Origin of the sequence: Streptomyces sp. McG3 (genome assembly GCF_018619185.1) — a bacterium.
Lineage (GTDB): Bacteria > Actinomycetota > Actinomycetes > Streptomycetales > Streptomycetaceae > Streptomyces.
The window spans coordinates 1-15,297 of sequence record NZ_JAAXYC010000191.1 but is presented as its reverse complement, the minus strand read 5'-3'; the positions used below and the strand labels follow the sequence as shown (position 1 = coordinate 15,297).

Annotated in this window: 12 protein-coding genes and 1 pseudogene; 12 read left to right on the top strand and 1 reads right to left on the bottom strand. The window is 73.7% G+C overall.

Features of this window, described 5'->3' with window-relative positions:
• The first annotated feature begins 13 nt into the window (after positions 1-13).
• From HET64_RS25885 to HET64_RS25830, 12 genes and pseudogenes are all read left to right on the top strand, one after another.
• The gene (locus HET64_RS25885) at positions 14-847 is read left to right on the top strand and encodes a carbohydrate ABC transporter permease (protein ID WP_215109507.1); all 834 of its coding nucleotides are present in this window, start codon (positions 14-16) and stop codon (positions 845-847) included.
• Positions 847-2,145, top strand: coding sequence for an ABC transporter substrate-binding protein (locus tag HET64_RS25880; protein ID WP_215109505.1), 1,299 nt, complete (start codon positions 847-849; stop codon positions 2,143-2,145). Before HET64_RS25885 ends, HET64_RS25880 begins: the two co-directional genes overlap by 1 nt.
• An 18-nt stretch (positions 2,146-2,163) precedes the next feature.
• Positions 2,164-3,400: pseudogene (mgt, locus tag HET64_RS25875) on the top strand (macrolide-inactivating glycosyltransferase).
• A 566-nt stretch (positions 3,401-3,966) separates the two neighbouring features.
• Entirely contained in the window at positions 3,967-5,169 is a 1,203-nt protein-coding gene (locus tag HET64_RS25870) for a S8 family peptidase (protein WP_215109503.1), read from the top strand.
• A gap of 182 nt (positions 5,170-5,351) precedes the next feature.
• The gene (locus HET64_RS25865; RefSeq protein ID WP_215109502.1) at positions 5,352-5,900 is read left to right on the top strand and encodes a DUF1697 domain-containing protein; all 549 of its coding nucleotides are present in this window, start codon (positions 5,352-5,354) and stop codon (positions 5,898-5,900) included.
• Positions 5,893-6,300 carry a DUF4440 domain-containing protein gene (locus HET64_RS25860; RefSeq protein WP_215109501.1) on the top strand — a complete coding sequence of 136 codons (408 nt, stop codon included), beginning with the start codon at positions 5,893-5,895 and terminating at the stop codon, positions 6,298-6,300. The genes HET64_RS25865 and HET64_RS25860 overlap by 8 nt, the downstream gene beginning before the upstream one ends.
• A gap of 519 nt (positions 6,301-6,819) precedes the next feature.
• Entirely contained in the window at positions 6,820-8,511 is a 1,692-nt protein-coding gene (locus tag HET64_RS25855) for an ABC transporter ATP-binding protein (protein ID WP_215109500.1), read from the top strand.
• Positions 8,508-10,340, top strand: a complete 1,833-nt coding sequence (locus HET64_RS25850; RefSeq protein WP_215109499.1) for an ABC transporter ATP-binding protein — start codon at positions 8,508-8,510, stop codon at positions 10,338-10,340. The genes HET64_RS25855 and HET64_RS25850 overlap by 4 nt, the downstream gene beginning before the upstream one ends.
• 59 nt (positions 10,341-10,399) lie before the next feature.
• A complete protein-coding gene (locus tag HET64_RS25845) occupies positions 10,400-11,458 on the top strand; it encodes an iron-siderophore ABC transporter substrate-binding protein (protein WP_215109498.1) in 1,059 nt (352 codons plus the stop codon).
• Positions 11,459-11,552: 94 nt separating this feature from the next.
• A complete protein-coding gene (locus HET64_RS25840; protein ID WP_215109496.1) occupies positions 11,553-12,578 on the top strand; it encodes an iron ABC transporter permease in 1,026 nt (341 codons plus the stop codon).
• 2 nt (positions 12,579-12,580) lie between these two features.
• Positions 12,581-13,687: an iron chelate uptake ABC transporter family permease subunit gene (locus tag HET64_RS25835; protein ID WP_215109494.1), complete on the top strand. Its 1,107-nt coding sequence runs from the start codon at positions 12,581-12,583 to the stop codon at positions 13,685-13,687.
• Between the two features lie 3 nt (positions 13,688-13,690).
• Positions 13,691-14,524 carry an ABC transporter ATP-binding protein gene (locus HET64_RS25830; protein WP_215109492.1) on the top strand — a complete coding sequence of 278 codons (834 nt, stop codon included), beginning with the start codon at positions 13,691-13,693 and terminating at the stop codon, positions 14,522-14,524.
• A gap of 47 nt (positions 14,525-14,571) precedes the next feature.
• On the opposite strand, the gene HET64_RS25825 is transcribed toward HET64_RS25830, so the two are convergent.
• A complete protein-coding gene (locus tag HET64_RS25825) occupies positions 14,572-15,054 on the bottom strand; it encodes a hypothetical protein (RefSeq protein WP_215109490.1) in 483 nt (160 codons plus the stop codon).
• Between the last annotated feature and the right edge of the window lie 243 nt (positions 15,055-15,297).

Sequence of the window (15,297 nt, the reverse complement as noted above, 5' to 3'; positions counted from 1 at the left end):
GGAGTCGACGGGGCTGCGCACCAGCAGGCCCGCGCGGGCCGCTCAGTACCTCGCGCTCCTGGCGTACCTGGTCTTCCTCGCGTTCCCGTTCGTGTGGCTGATCTCGACCGCGTTCAAGCCCGCCCGCGAACTGGGCTCGCTCCACCCCACCTGGATCCCCGAGCAGCCCACCCTGGACAACTTCCGGCAGGCCTTCGACGAGCAGCCGCTGCTCCAGGCCGCGGCCAACTCCCTGGTCGCCGCCGTCGGCGCGGCCGTGATCGCCGTAGTGATCGCCACCCCGATGGCCTATGTGATGGCCCGCCACCGGGGCCGACTCGCCACCGCCGCGACCGGCTGGGTGGTCGTCAGCCAGGCGTTCCCGTTCGTCCTGGTGATCATCCCGCTCTTCCTGATCCTGAAGAACCTGCACCTGATCAACACCCTGTGGGGGCTGATCATGGTCTACGTCGTCTGGTCGCTGCCCTTCGCGCTGTGGATGCTCGCCGGATACGTACGGGCCGTGCCGACCGAGCTGGAGGAGGCCGCCGCCGTCGACGGGGCGGGCCGGGTGCGGACGCTCGTCTCGGTCGTGGCCCCGCTGCTCGCCCCCGGGATCGTCGCCACCGCGCTGTTCGCGTTCATCACCGCATGGAACGAGTTCTTCTTCGCGCTCGTCCTGCTCAAGACCCCGGAGAAGCAGACCTTGCCGGTCGTCCTCACCCACTTCCTCGGCGCGGAGGGCGTGGCCGACCTCGGCCCGCTCGCCGCGGCCGCCTTCCTCGCCACGCTCCCCTCCCTCGTCCTCTTCGCCCTCATCCAGCGGCGGATCACCGGCGGGATGACGGCCGGGGCGGTGAAGAGCTGATGCGCGCCGCGGCCCGGCGGGCGGCGGCCGCCGTCGCCGTACTGGCCCTGCTGCTCACCGGCTGCTCGGGCGACGGCGACGACGGGCGGGACGCGGACGGGACGATACGCCTCCGGTTCCAGTCGCTGGCCTGGCAGAAGGAGTCCGTCGACGCCAACAAGCAGTTGGTGAAGGAGTGGAACGCGGCCCACCCCGACGTCCAGGTCGACTACGTCCAGGGCAGCTGGGACAGCGTCCACGACCAGCTGCTCACCTCCTTCGAGGGCGGCGAGGCCCCGGACGTCATCCACGACGCCTCCGACGACCTGGCCGACTTCGCGTACGGGGGCTACCTCGCCGACCTGCGCCCCTTCCTGCCCGACCGGCTCAAGGCCGACATCCCCGAACAGTCCTGGCGCACCACCACGTTCGGCGAGGGTGTCCACGGGGTGCCCTTCCTCCAGGAGCCCCGGGTCCTGATCGCCAACACGAAGCTGCTGACGGCCTCGGGCGCACGCCTCCCGACCCCGGAGCACCCCTGGAGCTGGGAGGAGTTCCGGAAGGTCACCGGCCAACTGACGGGCAAGGGGCGGTACGGGATCGCCTGGCCGCTGAAGGAGCCGGTCTCCGTCACCCTCAACCTGGGCCTGTCCGGCGGCGGACAGCTCTTCCACCGCGACGACGACGGCAAGGCGGTCCTGCGCTTCGAGCAGGGCGACGGCGTGGTGGCCGGCACCATTCGCGACCAGGTCAACACCGACGGCAGCGCGGCCCGCGGCGCGCTGGGGATGGGCGGGTCGGACGCGCTCCCCGGGTTCTTCGGCGGCAAGTACGCGATGCTCCCGCTCGGCTTCTCCTACCGCCAGCAGATCATCCAGCAGGCCCCGAAGGGGTTCGACTGGACGGTCCTGCCGATGCCCGCGGGCGCGGGCGGCACGGTCCAGGGTGTGAGCCCGCAGACGCTGTCGGTCGCCGAGGAGAGCCCGCACAAGAGGGAGGCCGTCGCGTTCATCGACTTCCTGCTGCGGCCCCCGAACATGGTGCGCCTCGCGCGGGGCGACTGGATGCTGCCCACCGGTACGGAGGCCCTGGCCGACCCGTCGCTGCGCGGGAGCGAGCACGGCTGGGCCGTCGGCACCGCGCTCGCGCGGGGGCTCCGCCCGGCGCCCGCCCAGTCGGTGCGCGGCTACCCCGAGTGGAAGGACAAGGTGGCGACCCCCGCCCTCCAGGAGTACTACAGCGGCGCGATCGACACCGACGAGCTGCGGAAACGGCTGGTGGACGACGGGAACCGGGTGCTGGCCCGCTACCAGCGCTGATCCCGACGGGGAAACAGGTTGCACGAGACGTCTCGTCTCGTCTACGGTGTGCGGCATGACGGAATCCCCGCGTGCCCACATCGCCATGTTCTCCATCGCCGCCCACGGACATGTGAACCCGAGCCTCGACGTCATCCGCGAGCTCGTCGACCGTGGACACCGCGTCAGCTACGCCATCCCGGCCTCCTTCGCCGAGAAGGTCGCCGCCACCGGCGCCCGGCCGGTGATCTACACCTCGACCCTGCCGACCGACGACGACCCCGACGCCTGGGGCACCGAGCTGATCGACAACATCGAACCCTTCCTCGACGACGCGCTCCAGGCGCTCCCGCAGCTCGCCGAGGCCTTCGCGGGCGACGAGCCCGACCTCGTCCTGCATGACATCACCTCCTATCCCGCCCGGGTCCTCGCCCACCGCTGGGGTGTCCCCGCCGTCTCCCTCTGGCCCAACCTGGTGCCCTGGGACGGGTACGAGCAGGAGGTCGGCGACCCGATGACCGCCGAGCTGAAGCAGACCGAGCGCGGCAGGGCGTACTACGCGCGCTTCGACGACTGGCTCGCCGAGAACGGCCTCGGCCATGTCCCCAGCGACGACTTCGTGGCCCGCCCGCGCTTCGGCATCGTGCTGATCCCCGAGGCGCTCCAGCCGAACGCGGACCGGGTCGACCGCGAGATGTACACCTTCGTCGGCGCCTGTCAGGGCGACCGCGCGGACCAGGGGGAGTGGGCCAGGCCGGCCGGGGCGGAGAAGGTGCTCCTGGTGTCGCTCGGCTCCTCCTTCACCAAGCAGCCCGCGTTCTACCGGGAGTGCGTCGAGGCCTCGCGCGGCCTGCCCGGCTGGCACGTGGTGCTCCAGATCGGCGCGCACGTCGACCCCGCCGAACTCGGAGACGTACCGGGCCATGTGGAGGTGCGCACCTGGGTGCCGCAGCTGGCCGTCCTCAAGCAGGCCGACGCCTTCATCACCCACGCCGGTGCGGGCGGCAGCCAGGAGGGGCTCGCCACCGGCACCCCGATGGTCGCCGTCCCCCAGGCCGTCGACCAGTTCGGCAACGCGGACATGCTCCAATCGCTGGGCGTGGCCCGGCACCTCCCGATGGAGGAGGCCGACGCCGCGAGCCTGCGCGAGGCCGTGCTCGCTCTGGTGGACGACCCCGAAGTGGCCGCCCGCTGCGGGCGGCTGAGCGAGCAGATGGCGCGGGAGGGCGGCACCCGGCGGGCCGCCGACCTCATCGAGGCCGAGCTGTCGCGCTGAGCGGAATCCCCTGAGCGCTATCCGGACGTTCTCCGTCCCGCCCCGTCCGCCGTGACCAGCGGTTCTCCGGGGCGGGACGTCCGTGTTTCGGCTCTGTGAAGCCTCTGTCGCGTCGGGTCCGGTCGACGCATCTGCACGCACGCCCTCGCGATTTCACACCAGGGGCCGGGTGTTCACCCCTGACGCGCACACCTTCACGGACCTTCACGTGTCTTCACGTCCGGTCACTCCCGCCCCACAGGCCCCGGCGGCGCCCCGGCGGCTGCCGGACGATCGGGGGCCGGCGCTTCAAGGACGGCTCTGAGCAGGCGATATGCGAGGCGGTGCGCTTCCGCTGGGCAGTCCCCGACCGGTCGATCCGGGCGGGCCGGACCTCGGTCGGCGCTCCACGGACGCTGTGACCAGCCATGGCCGATTTCTTATTACGAAACCTTGTTGAGCAAGTCACACCCTCATGGAGGCCTTGATCTGTGCTCGTCAATCGGTCAGGGTTTCGAGCCAGCCCCCGGAGATCTTCCGGCCGAGGGCCAATCCCCCCACAGAGTTTGACGAGGAGACCCCTCTTCATGGCCAAGCACCAGCGCACCCGTCGCACCAAGCTGACCGCCGCGATCACCGCCGTGGCGGCCGCCGCCGGAGTCACCCTTCTCGGCACCTCGTTCGCCGGAGCCGCACCGGCTCCCATGGGCACGGTCTACGGCGCGGACGCCGCGACCGCGGTCTCCGGCAGTTACATCGTGATGCTGGACGAGAAGAAGGCCGACAAGTCCGAGCTCGCGAAGGAGTACGGCGGCAAGCTCAAGCGCAACTACTCCTCCAGCATCAACGGCTTCTCCGCCAGCGGCCTTTCGGAGACGGAGGCCAAGCGCCTCGCCGCCGACCCGGCCGTCGCGAAGGTGGTGCAGAACAAGAAGTTCAGCATCGACGCCACCCAGGACAACCCGCCGTCGTGGGGTCTGGACCGGATCGACCAGACCGAGACCGCCGGCGACAACGCCTACACCTACCCGGACGCCGGCGGCGAGGGCGTCACCGCGTACGTCATCGACACCGGTGTCCGCGTCACCCACGAGGACTTCGAGGGCCGCGCCACCTCCGGCTTCGACGCCGTCGACAACGACGACGACGCCGACGACGGCAACGGGCACGGCACCCACGTGGCGGGCACCATAGCCGGGGCCGCGCACGGCGTCGCCAAGAAGGCGAACATCGTGGGCGTCCGCGTCCTGGACGACAACGGCTCGGGCACCACCGAGCAGGTCATCGCCGGGATCGACTGGGTCGCCGCCAACGCCAAGGGCCCGTCCGTCGCCAACATGAGCCTCGGCGGCGGCGCCGACCCCGCCCTCGACGAGGCCGTCCAGAAGGCCATCGCCGCGGGCATCACCTTCGGTGTGGCCGCCGGCAACGAGTCCAGCGACGCCGGGCAGGGCTCGCCCTCCCGCGTCCCCGAGGCGATCACCGTCGCCTCGTCCACGGAGGCCGACGAGCAGTCGGACTTCTCCAACTACGGCCCGGTCGTCGACATCTACGCCCCGGGCTCGGACATCACGTCCACCTGGAACGACAGCGACACCGGCACCAACACCATCTCCGGTACGTCCATGGCCACCCCGCACGTCGTCGGCGCGGCCGCCGTCTACCTGGCGGGCAACCAGGACGCGACCCCGGAGGCCGTCGCCACGGCGCTCACCGAGGGAGCCACCCCGGACGCCATCAGCAACGCCACCGAGGGCACGGCCAACAAGCTCCTCAAGGTCGTCGAGTAGTACCTCGGTTCCGACCGGACGCCGGGCGGCGGTGGTCACACCCCCGCCGCCCGGCCCCCGCGCACAGCAGCCGCCGCGCTCTCCCCCACGGGGCGCGGCGGCTGCGCCGTTTCCCGGGGAGACCCGTCGTGCCCGCCCCGAATCCGGCCCGATCCGCGCGTCAGGGCCTAGGGTGAGTGGCCATGACGACGACGTACGCGGCGCTGCTGCGGGGGATCAACGTGAGCGGCAGCAAGAGGGTCCCCATGCCCGAACTGCGCACCGTGCTCACCGAACTGGGGCACACCGGCATCGCCACCCATCTGCAGAGCGGCAACGCCGTCTTCCGGAGCGGGAGCGACGACGAGGACGCGCTGGCCGCCGCCCTGGAGCGGGCCCTGCACCAGCGGTTCGGGTTCGCCGTCGACTGCCTCGTCCGCGACGCCGGCTATCTCGCCGCCGTCGCCGAAGCCTGCCCGTTCCCCGCAGCCGAGCTGGAGGGCAGGCAACTCCACGTCACCTTCTTCGACCGGCCCGTCGACGCGGACCGCTTCGCGGGCCTCGAAGCCGGGGACTTCCTGCCGGAGGAGTTCCGGCTCGGCGACCGCTGCCTGTACCTGTACGCCCCCGACGGGCTCGGCCGCTCCAAGCTGGCGGTCGCGCTGGGACGCCCCCGCCACATCAAGGGCCTCACCGCCACCAGCCGCAACTGGAACACCGTGGCGAAACTCGTGGAGCTGACCCGTGGCTGAGCCGACGCCCGCCGTGGCCGCCGCCATCGAGGGCGAGCTGCGGCTGCTGGACCCGTTGGTGCGGGCCTCCGCCGAGCTCCTCGCCTCGCTGCTGCACCCGGAGTTCCGGGAGATCGGCACCAGCGGCCGGCTCTGGACCCGGGAGACGATCATCGCCTCGCTCACCGCGGACAGCGCCCCGCGCCCCGGCCCGCTCACCGCCTCCCGGATGCGGGGTTCGCAACTCTGCGCCGACCTGGTGCACCTCACCTTCGACACCGAGTCCAAGGGGGTCCGCTCGCACCGCAGCTCCCTGTGGCGGCTGACCCAGCGGGGCTGGCGGCTCTACTTCCACCAGGCGACCCCGTTCGACGACGACTCCCTCGTCGACCCCTTCGCCGGCCCCCTCGCCGAGACCTGAGCCGTACCGGGAGGACCGGCCACGCCGGGGCGCGGCGGCGTCACGTGCCCTCGCTCCGCCCGAGCAGCGAGGCGGCGGCACTCCCGTAGTGGCGGGCGGCGACGGCGTCCCTGCGGACGCGGGCCAGGGCCGCGTGCCACGCGGTGCCGCGCGCGAGGCCGCCGAGCGCGGTGAACGCCCGCCCCCTGGCCCGCTCGTCGCCCGGCCTCCGAAGCTGCCGACAGGAGGGTGTGGGCGGCCGCGACGACCCGGGAGAGGCCCCGGCGGCTCATCCCCGTCGCGTCCTCGTGGCCCGGGTCGGCCAACTGCTGACGGGCTCAGGACGGGAACAGGCCGTGGAAGACGTACCCGCGGTGGGGCCGGGCGGTCCGCGTGCCGCGCTGTGATCCCGCGGCGCGGGGGCCGGGGGTCCCGGCCCCGACGGGCGCAGGTTAGCCTTGCCTTCGTTTGGCTGGAGGCGGGTGGCCAGAAGTCGCCGCCGTCGCTGCCGCTGCCGTGACACGCTGAGGAGCAGATGAAGTGGGGGCTGATACCGCCGGGCGCGGCGTCATACGCCGAGCCGTCGCGGGGCAGCGGCGGGACGTCGCCGTCGGATCGCTCCTGGGCGCCTGCCACCAGACCGGCGAGGCGCTCGTCCCCGTACTCATCGGGCTGATCGTCGACCGTGCCGTGGTCCGACCCGACGGCGGTGCGCTGGCGCTCTGGCTGGTGGTCCTCGCCGTCGTCTACACCCTGCTCTCCTTCGGCTTCCGCTTCGGCGCCCGCGCCGGTGAACGCGCCGCCGAGCAGGCCGCCCACCACCTGCGCCTCGACGTCCTGCGCCGGGTCCTCGCCCCGCACGGCGGGGCGGAGGCGGGCCGTCCGCCCGGCGCGCTGGTGAACGTGGCCACCGAGGACGCCCGCCGGGTGGGAGCCGTCAACATGGCCCTGACCCTCGGCATCGCCGCCGTCGTCGGCGTCGTCGCGGGCGCGGTGCTCCTGCTCCGCGCCTCCCTGCCCCTCGGGCTCCTCGTCCTGATCGGCGCCCCCGTCCTGATGGCGCTCGGCCACTTCCTGGCCCGGCCCCTGGAGCACCGCAGCGAAGCCGAACAGGAACAGGCCGCGCACGCCTCCGGGGTGGCGGCCGACCTGGTCGCCGGGGTCCGGGTGCTCAAGGGGCTGCGGGCCGAGCGCGCCGCCGTCGACCGCTACCGGGCCACCAGCCAGGCATCCCGCGAGGCCAATGTGCGCGCCGCCCGCGCCGCCGCCCTCCAGACCGGCCTGATGCTCACGCTGACCGGCTCCTTCATCGCGCTCGTCGCCCTCGTCGGCGGCCGCCTGGTCCTCAGCGGCTCCATCGGCCTCGGGGCCCTCGTCTCCGCGGTCGGCCTCGCCCTCTTCCTCCCCGGCCCGATCGGCATGCTGGCCTGGGTCGGCGCCGAGCTGGCCAAGGGCCGCGCCTCCGCCGCCCGGATCGCCGACGTGCTGGCCGCGCCGGGCGAGACCACCGGCGGCACCGCCGAACCGGCCGCTCCCGCCCCGGGCGAACTGCGCCTGAACGGACTCGGCCACGCCGGACTCGACGCCCTCGACCTGACCGTCCGCCCCGGCGAACACCTCGGCATCGTCGTCACCGACCCGGCCGACGCCCAGACCCTGCTGCACTGCCTGGCCCGCCGCTGCGACCCGCACCGGGGGAGCGTCGAACTCGACGGCGTACCGCTCACCGAACTGGCCCCCGCCGCCCTCCGCTCCGCGCTGCTCGTCGCCGAGCACGACGCCCAGCTCTTCGACGGCACCCTCCTGGAGAACGTCGTCGCCGCCGCCCCCGCCGGGGCCGACCCGCGCCCCGCGATGGACGCCGCCGCCGTCGACGAGGTGGCCTCCGCCCTGTCCGGCGGCACCGACGGCCGGATCGGCGAGCGCGGCAGCTCGCTCTCCGGCGGCCAGCGCCAGCGCGTCGCCCTGGCCCGCGCACTCGCCGCCGGCCGGGGCGTCCTCGTCGTCCACGACCCGACCACCGCCGTCGACGCCGCGACCGAGGCCCGGATCGCCGCCGGCATCCGGCGCGCCCGGGCCGGCCGCACCACCGTCCTGGTCACCAGCAGCCCCGCCCTGCTCGCCGAGACCGACCGCGTCGTCCTCGTCGACGGCGGCACGATCACCGCCGAGGCCCCGCACGAGGACCTCGTACGCGACCATCCCGTCTACCGCACGGCGGTGCTCACATGACGACTCCCTCGCGCCCGGCCGACGACAGCGCCGAACTGCTCCCCATCGCCACCCCCGCCCGCACCCGGGCCGCCCTGCGCGCGCTGATCCGCCCCGACCGGGGCCTCGCCCTGACCGGCATCGGCGTCCTGGTCGCGGCCACCGCCGTCGGCCTCCTCGTCCAGCCGCTGCTGGGCCGGATCGTCGACATCGTCGCCGACGGCCGCCCCGCCGGGGACCTGACCCTCCCGGTCGTCCTCCTCGTCGCGGTCGCCGCCGTCCAGGGCGTCACCACGACGATCGGACTGACCCGCGTCGCCCGGCTCGGCGAGACCGTACTGGCCCGGCTGCGCGAGCAGTTCGTCGAACGGGCCCTGGACCTCCCCGCCGACCGGCTGGAACGCGCCGGGGCCGGAGACCTCACCGCCCGCGTCACCGGCGACGTCGCCCGGGTCGCCGAGGCCGTCCGCTCGGCGCTGCCCGAGATGGCCCGCTCCCTCCTCGCGATCCTGCTCACCCTCGGCGCGCTGGCCCTCCTCGACGTACGGTTCCTGCTCGCCGCGCTCCTCGCCGTCCCCGTCCAACTGCTCACCGCCCGCTGGTACGTGACCCGGGCCCTCACCCTCTACGCCGATCAGCGGGTCGCCAACGGGGCCCAGCAGCAACAGCTCCTGGAGACCATCGGCGGGGCCGTGACCGTACGCGGCCACCGGCTGGAGGACCAGCACACCGAGCGCGGCGCCGGACGCTCGCGCAAGGCGGTCGAGCTGACCATGCGCAGTGTCAACCTGGTGCTGGGCTTCTACGGGCGGCTGCACATCGCCGAGTACATCGGCCTGGCCGCCGTCCTCGTCGCAGGGTTCTTCCTGGTCGGCGACGGCGCGGTGTCGATCGGCACGGCGACGGCCGCCGCCCTCTACTTCCACAGCCTCTTCGGGCCCGTCAACGCCGCCCTGGTCCTGCTCGACGACGCCCAGTCGGCGGCGGCCGGACTGGCCCGGCTCGTCGGAGTAACCGACCTCGACGGGGGAGCGGAACCCCCAGGCGTACCGCACCAGAAGAGCGGATCGCACACGAGGACCCGACCGCACCAGGAGACCGGACCTCACCAGCAGCGGACCGCGTCCGGGGCGGCCGTCGCCGTGGACGCCGTCAGCCACGCCTACGGACCCGGCCGTCCCGTGCTGCACGAGGTCTCCCTCACCCTGCGGCCCGGCGAACACGTCGCGCTCGTCGGGACGAGCGGGGCCGGGAAGTCGACCCTCGCCCGGATCGTCGCGGGCGTCCAGCAGCCCACCTCGGGCACGGTCACCGCACCGGCGGGCGCCGGGGACCCCTCGGTCGTCCTGGTCACCCAGGAGGTCCATGTGTTCACCGGCACCCTCGCCGAGGACCTCCGACTCGCCCGCCCCGACGCCACCGACGCCGAACTGCGCAAGGCGCTGTCCACGGTGCACGCCCTGGACTGGGCCGAGGCGCTCCCGGACGGGCTCGACACCGTCGTCGGCGAGGGCGGCCACCGCCTCGACCCCGCCCGCGCCCAGCAACTGGCCCTCGCCCGGCTCGTCCTGGCCGACCCCGCCCTCGCCGTACTCGACGAGGCCACCGCCGAGGCGGGCAGCGCGGGCGCCCGGGTCCTGGAACGCTCGGCCGAGGCCGCCCTCGCCGGCCGCACCGCCCTGATCGTCGCCCACCGCCTCACCCAGGCCGTCGCCGCCGACCGGGTCGTCGTGCTGGAGGCCGGCCGCGTCGTCGAGAGCGGCCCCCACGAAGAACTGCGCGACGCGGACGGCCCGTACGCCGCCCTGTGGCGCGCCTGGTCCGGCAGCCGCACCGCACCGCACCCCTGACCCCACGGCACTTCCGTCCCCGCCCCCGGCGTACGCCCACACTCCCGAAGGAATCCGTCATGTCCCGCATGTTCCAGCGCACCCGGCTGATCGCCGTGGCCGCGTCCGCCCTGCTGCTGTTCGGAGCCTCCGCCTGCGGGTCCGGCGAGAGCGGCGACGACGCCGCCGCGCCCGCCGAGGGCGCGCGGAAGGGCGCCTACCCGGTCACCCTCGACCACAAGTACGGCGACACCACCCTCAAGGCGGAGCCGAAGCGCATCGTCACCGTCGGCCTCTCCGACCAGGACGCCGTGCTCGCCCTCGGCAAGGTTCCCGTCGGCACGACCGAGTGGCTCGGCGAGTTCAAGGGTGCGATCGGCCCCTGGGCGGAGAAGGCCCTCGGCGACAAGCCGCGGCCCACCGTCCTGCACGACGACGGCACCGGTCCCCAGGTCGAGAAGATCGCCTCCCTGCGCCCCGACCTGATCCTCGCCCTGTACTCGGGCCTCACCAAGGACCAGTACCGCACCCTCTCCAAGATCGCCCCGGTCGTCGCCCAGCCCGAGGACGGCCCGGACTGGTCCATCTCCTGGCAGGACCAGACCGAGCAGGTCGGCAAGGCCCTCGGCAAGAGCGAGGAGGCCACGACGCTGATCGCGAAGACCGAGAAGCACATCACCGACGCCGCCGCCGCGCACCCCGAGTTCCAGGGCAAGAGCGCCGTGATGGCCACCCCGTACGAGGGCATGTACGTCTACGGCCCGCAGGACAACCGCTCCCGGCTGCTCAACGGCCTCGGCTTCCAGCTCCCCACCGACCTGAACACGGTCGTCGGCGACGCGTTCGGCGCGAACATCAGCAAGGAGCGCACCGACCTCCTCGACACCGACGCCGTCGTATGGATCGTCACCGACCCGGCGAAGGACACGAAGAAGCTCCACGCCGACCCGCTCTACGGCAAGCTCGCCGTGGCCGAGGAGGGCCGCGAGGTCATGGTGAAGGAGAGCGGCCACTTCGGCAGCGCCATCTCCTTCGTGAGCCCGCTCAGCCTCCCGTACACCGTCGACCGGCTGGTCCCGATGCTGGCGGCGGCCGTCGACGGCACGACGGACACGAAGGTCGAACAGCCCGCGTCCTGACGCCGTTCCCGCTCCGTCCCGCCGCCGGCGGGACGGACCTCCTCCCTCCTGTCGACCGACCGCCCGTGAGGAACCGGACCGTGGAGCCAGCCCCGTGACCCGCCCCGCCCGATGGCGACCCGCCCTGCTCGTGGCCGTGCTCGGCGCCCTGCTGGTCCTGCTCAGCCTGTTCTCGATCGGCCTCGGCGCGCTTAACATCCCGCCCGGCGAGGTGATCGACGCGCTCCTGGGCCGCCCGACCGGGCCCCGGATCGAGGACGTCATCTGGTCGGTGCGCGTTCCGCGTACGGCGCTGGGGCTGGCCGCCGGGGCGGCGCTCGGCCTCTCCGGCTGCGTGATGCAGGCGCTGACCCGCAACCCGCTGGCCGACCCCGGCATCCTCGGCGTCAGCGCCGGGGCGGCCTTCGCCATCGTGCTGGCCGCCGGGGTCGCCGGGATCGGCTCGCTGCTCGGCTACATCTGGTTCGCGTTCGCTGGGGCGATGGCGGCGAGCGTCGTCGTCTATCTGCTCGGCCGGCTGGGGCGTTCGGGGTCGACCCCGGTGAAACTGGCCCTCGCCGGAGTCGCGGTCACCGCCGTGCTGTCCTCGCTGACCAGCGCCGTCGTCCTCACCGACCCGGCCGCCCTGGACCGCTTCCGCTTCTGGTCGGCCGGATCCCTCGCCGACCAGGACGCCTCCACCGTGCTGCGCGTCCTGCCCTTCCTCGGGCTCGGCGCCCTCCTCGCCCTGGCGAGCGCCCCCGCCCTCAACAGCCTCGCCCTCGGCGACGACGTCGCCGCCTCCCTCGGCCGCAGGCTCGGCCTCGTCCGCCTCCAGGGCGTCGTCGCCGTCACCCTCCTCACCGGCGCGGCGGTCGCGGTGATCGGCCCCGTCGTCTTCATCGGCCTCGTCGTCCCGCACGTCGCCCGGGTCCTCGCCCAGTACGCCGGACTCGGCCCGGACCACCGCCGGCTGCTGCCGCTCTCGGCCGCGCTCGCCGCCGCCCTGCTGCTCGGCGCGGACATCCTCGGCCGGGTGATCGCCCGGCCCGTCGAGGTGCAGGCCGGGATCATCGTCGCCTTCATCGGCGGACCGTTCTTCATCGCCCTGGTCCGCCGACGTCGCCTCGCGGAGATCTGACCATGACCACCGACACCCTGCCCGAGAAGACCGCCGGCGCCACCGGCACTCCCACCCCGCTCCCGAAGTCCGCCGCCCGGCCCTTCCGCCTCGTCTTCCCGCCGGTCTCCGGCACCCTGCGCCCCCGTCAGCTCGCCGTCTGCGCCGGGCTCGCCGCCGCCGTGTTCGCGGCACTGTGCTGGCACGTCTCCATCGGCGAGTACGGGATCCCGCTCGCCGACGTCGCCCGCGCGCTGACCGGATCCGGGGACGCGGGCACCCTGCTCGTCGTCCGGGAACTGCGGCTGCCCCGCGCCATGACGGGCCTCCTCGCGGGCATCGCGTTCGGCATGTCCGGCGCACTGTTCCAGACGATGACCCGCAACCCGCTGGCCAGCCCCGACATGATCGGCCTCACCCAGGGCGCCGGAACAGCCGTCGTCGCGGGCCTCGTGCTCGGCTGGGACTTCGGCCTCGGCACCCAGGCACTCGGCCTCCTCGGCGCCCTCACCAGCGCCCTGATCGTCTACGGGCTCGCCTGGCGGCGAGGCACCACCGGCTACCGGATCATCCTCGTCGGCATCGGCGTCTCCTGGGTCTGCCTCAGCGCCACCGACTTCCTGCTCGCCCGGGGCGGCCGCTTCCAGGCGCAGGCCGCCCTCGGCTGGCTCGTCGGCAACCTCAACGGCCGCGACTGGCAGCAGGCCGCGCCCCTCGCCTACGCCCTCGTCGCCCTGGTCCCCGCGGCCCTGCTCATCGGCCGGCTGATGCGTACGCTGCAACTCGGCGACGACGTGGCCAAGGGACTCGGCACCCGCGTCCAGACCGTCCGGCTCACCGTCCTGCTCACCGGCGTCGGCCTGGTCGCCTTCGCCACCGCGGCCGCCGGACCCGTGGCCTTCGTGGCGCTCGCCGCCCCGCAGATCGCCCAGCGACTGTGCCGCACCGCCTGGCCGCCGCCGCTCGCCGCCGGACTCACCGGCGCCCTCGTCGTCCTCGCGTCCGACGTCCTCGCACGCGAACTGATCCCCGGCACCGAACTGCCCGTGGGGATCGTCACCGGAGTGCTCGGCGCCCCGGTGCTGCTCTGGCTGCTCATCCGCGTCAACCGCGCGGGCTCAGGAGGCTGACCGATGTCCACCGCCGAACCCGACCTGCGGGCCGAGGGCCTGCACCTGGGCTACGACGACCGGGCCGTCGTCAGCGGCCTCGACCTGGCCGTGCCGCCGGGCCGGATCACCGCCGTCGTCGGCGCCAACGCCTGCGGCAAGTCGACCCTGCTGCGCGCCCTGGCCCGGCTGCTGGCCCCCCGCGACGGGGCGGTCAGCCTGGACGGCCGGGCCCTGCACACCATCCCCACCAGGGAGTTGGCCCAGCAGCTCGGCATCCTCCCGCAGTCGCCGGTCGCCCCCGAGGGCCTCACCGTCATCGACCTGGTCAACCGGGGCCGCTCCCCGCACCAGACGTGGTGGCGGCAGTGGACCAAGGCCGACGAGCAGGCGGTGCACGACGCGCTCGCCGCCACCGGCACCACCGACCTCGCCGACCGCGCCGTCGACGAACTCTCCGGCGGTCAGCGCCAGCGCGCCTGGATCGCCATGGCCGTCGCCCAGGGCACCCCGGTCCTCCTCCTCGACGAGCCGACCACCTACCTCGACCTCGCCCACCAGGTCGACGTCCTGGACCTCGTCGTCGACCTCAACCGGCGCGAGGGACGCACGATCGTCATGGTCCTGCACGACCTCAACCAGGCCTGCCGGTACGCCGACCACGTCATCGCGATGAAGAAGGGCGGCATCGTCGCCGAGGGCGCCCCCGCCGACGTGATCACCGCCGAAACGGTCGAGGACGTCTTCGGCCTCCGCTGCCAGGTGACGACGGACCCGGTGAGCCGGACCCCACTGGTGATCCCGGTCGGCCGCCACCACACCCCGGACCCCGAGGAGCCGGCCAAGACCCTCGGCTGACGGGCCGCCGCACCTTCCCGCCGTACGGCGGCCCCACCGATGCCGGCTCAGATGCCCGCCGAGGCCATCTCGATGACGGAGCGGTAGTTGGCGGCCGTCGTGACCACGCAGGCGCGGTAGGTGCGGTTGTCCTTCACCACCAGGAAGTAGTCCCGCAGGTTCTTCCAGTACTGGACGAGGTAGCCGAGGCCGGGGACGAAGCCCGGCGGCCGGGGCACCAGCGCGAACGCCTCGGAGCACCGCAGGATCTGGTCGGTGGCCTGCGAGAGTACGTCGGCGACCTCGGCGTTCATGTTCCAGCCGGCGGCGAGCTGGGGCGTCCAGATGGCCCCCGCGATCTCCCGCAGACGCTCCTGCTCCTCGGGCGTCGGATCGGCCTGGAGCCGGAACGCCTCGGCGGCCGCCGGTGTGCCGGTGTGCCCGCTGCCGAGAGCGAGGGCCGGTGCGGCCGCACCGGCGGTGAGCATCGCCCCGGACAGCGCCAGCGCCAGCGCCAGCGCCGCGATCGTCGTGGACCCGCGTCTTGTCATGATGGTTCCCCTCCCGGCCGCCCGCCCTGCCGGCGGGACCGCGCGCGGTCGCTCCGCGCGAACCGACGCTGACATGCGGCCCGTTGCCCGTCAACGGCGCCTGTTCGGCCGTTCCCGCACCCCGGAGGCGTACGGAAATGGCCCACCGCACCGGTCGCGGATTGGCCCAGGATTCCACGCCACTCGCTGCCTAGGCTGAGACGCATGAGCACCCAGCAGCCCACGCCGTCCCCGCACTCCACC

Excerpts from the sequence above, each read along its gene's own strand:
- HET64_RS25880 (WP_215109505.1), top strand. The coding sequence starts at position 847 with ATGCGCGCCGCGGCCCGGCGGGCGGCGGCCGCCGTCGCCGTACTGGCC.
- HET64_RS25870 (WP_215109503.1), top strand. The coding sequence starts at position 3,967 with ATGGCCAAGCACCAGCGCACCCGTCGCACCAAGCTGACCGCCGCGATC.
- HET64_RS25865 (WP_215109502.1), top strand. The coding sequence starts at position 5,352 with ATGACGACGACGTACGCGGCGCTGCTGCGGGGGATCAACGTGAGCGGC.
- HET64_RS25850 (WP_215109499.1), top strand. The coding sequence starts at position 8,508 with ATGACGACTCCCTCGCGCCCGGCCGACGACAGCGCCGAACTGCTCCCC.
- HET64_RS25845 (WP_215109498.1), top strand. The coding sequence starts at position 10,400 with ATGTCCCGCATGTTCCAGCGCACCCGGCTGATCGCCGTGGCCGCGTCC.
- HET64_RS25835 (WP_215109494.1), top strand. The coding sequence starts at position 12,581 with ATGACCACCGACACCCTGCCCGAGAAGACCGCCGGCGCCACCGGCACT.
- HET64_RS25830 (WP_215109492.1), top strand. The coding sequence starts at position 13,691 with ATGTCCACCGCCGAACCCGACCTGCGGGCCGAGGGCCTGCACCTGGGC.
- HET64_RS25825 (WP_215109490.1), bottom strand. The coding sequence starts at position 15,054 with ATGACAAGACGCGGGTCCACGACGATCGCGGCGCTGGCGCTGGCGCTG.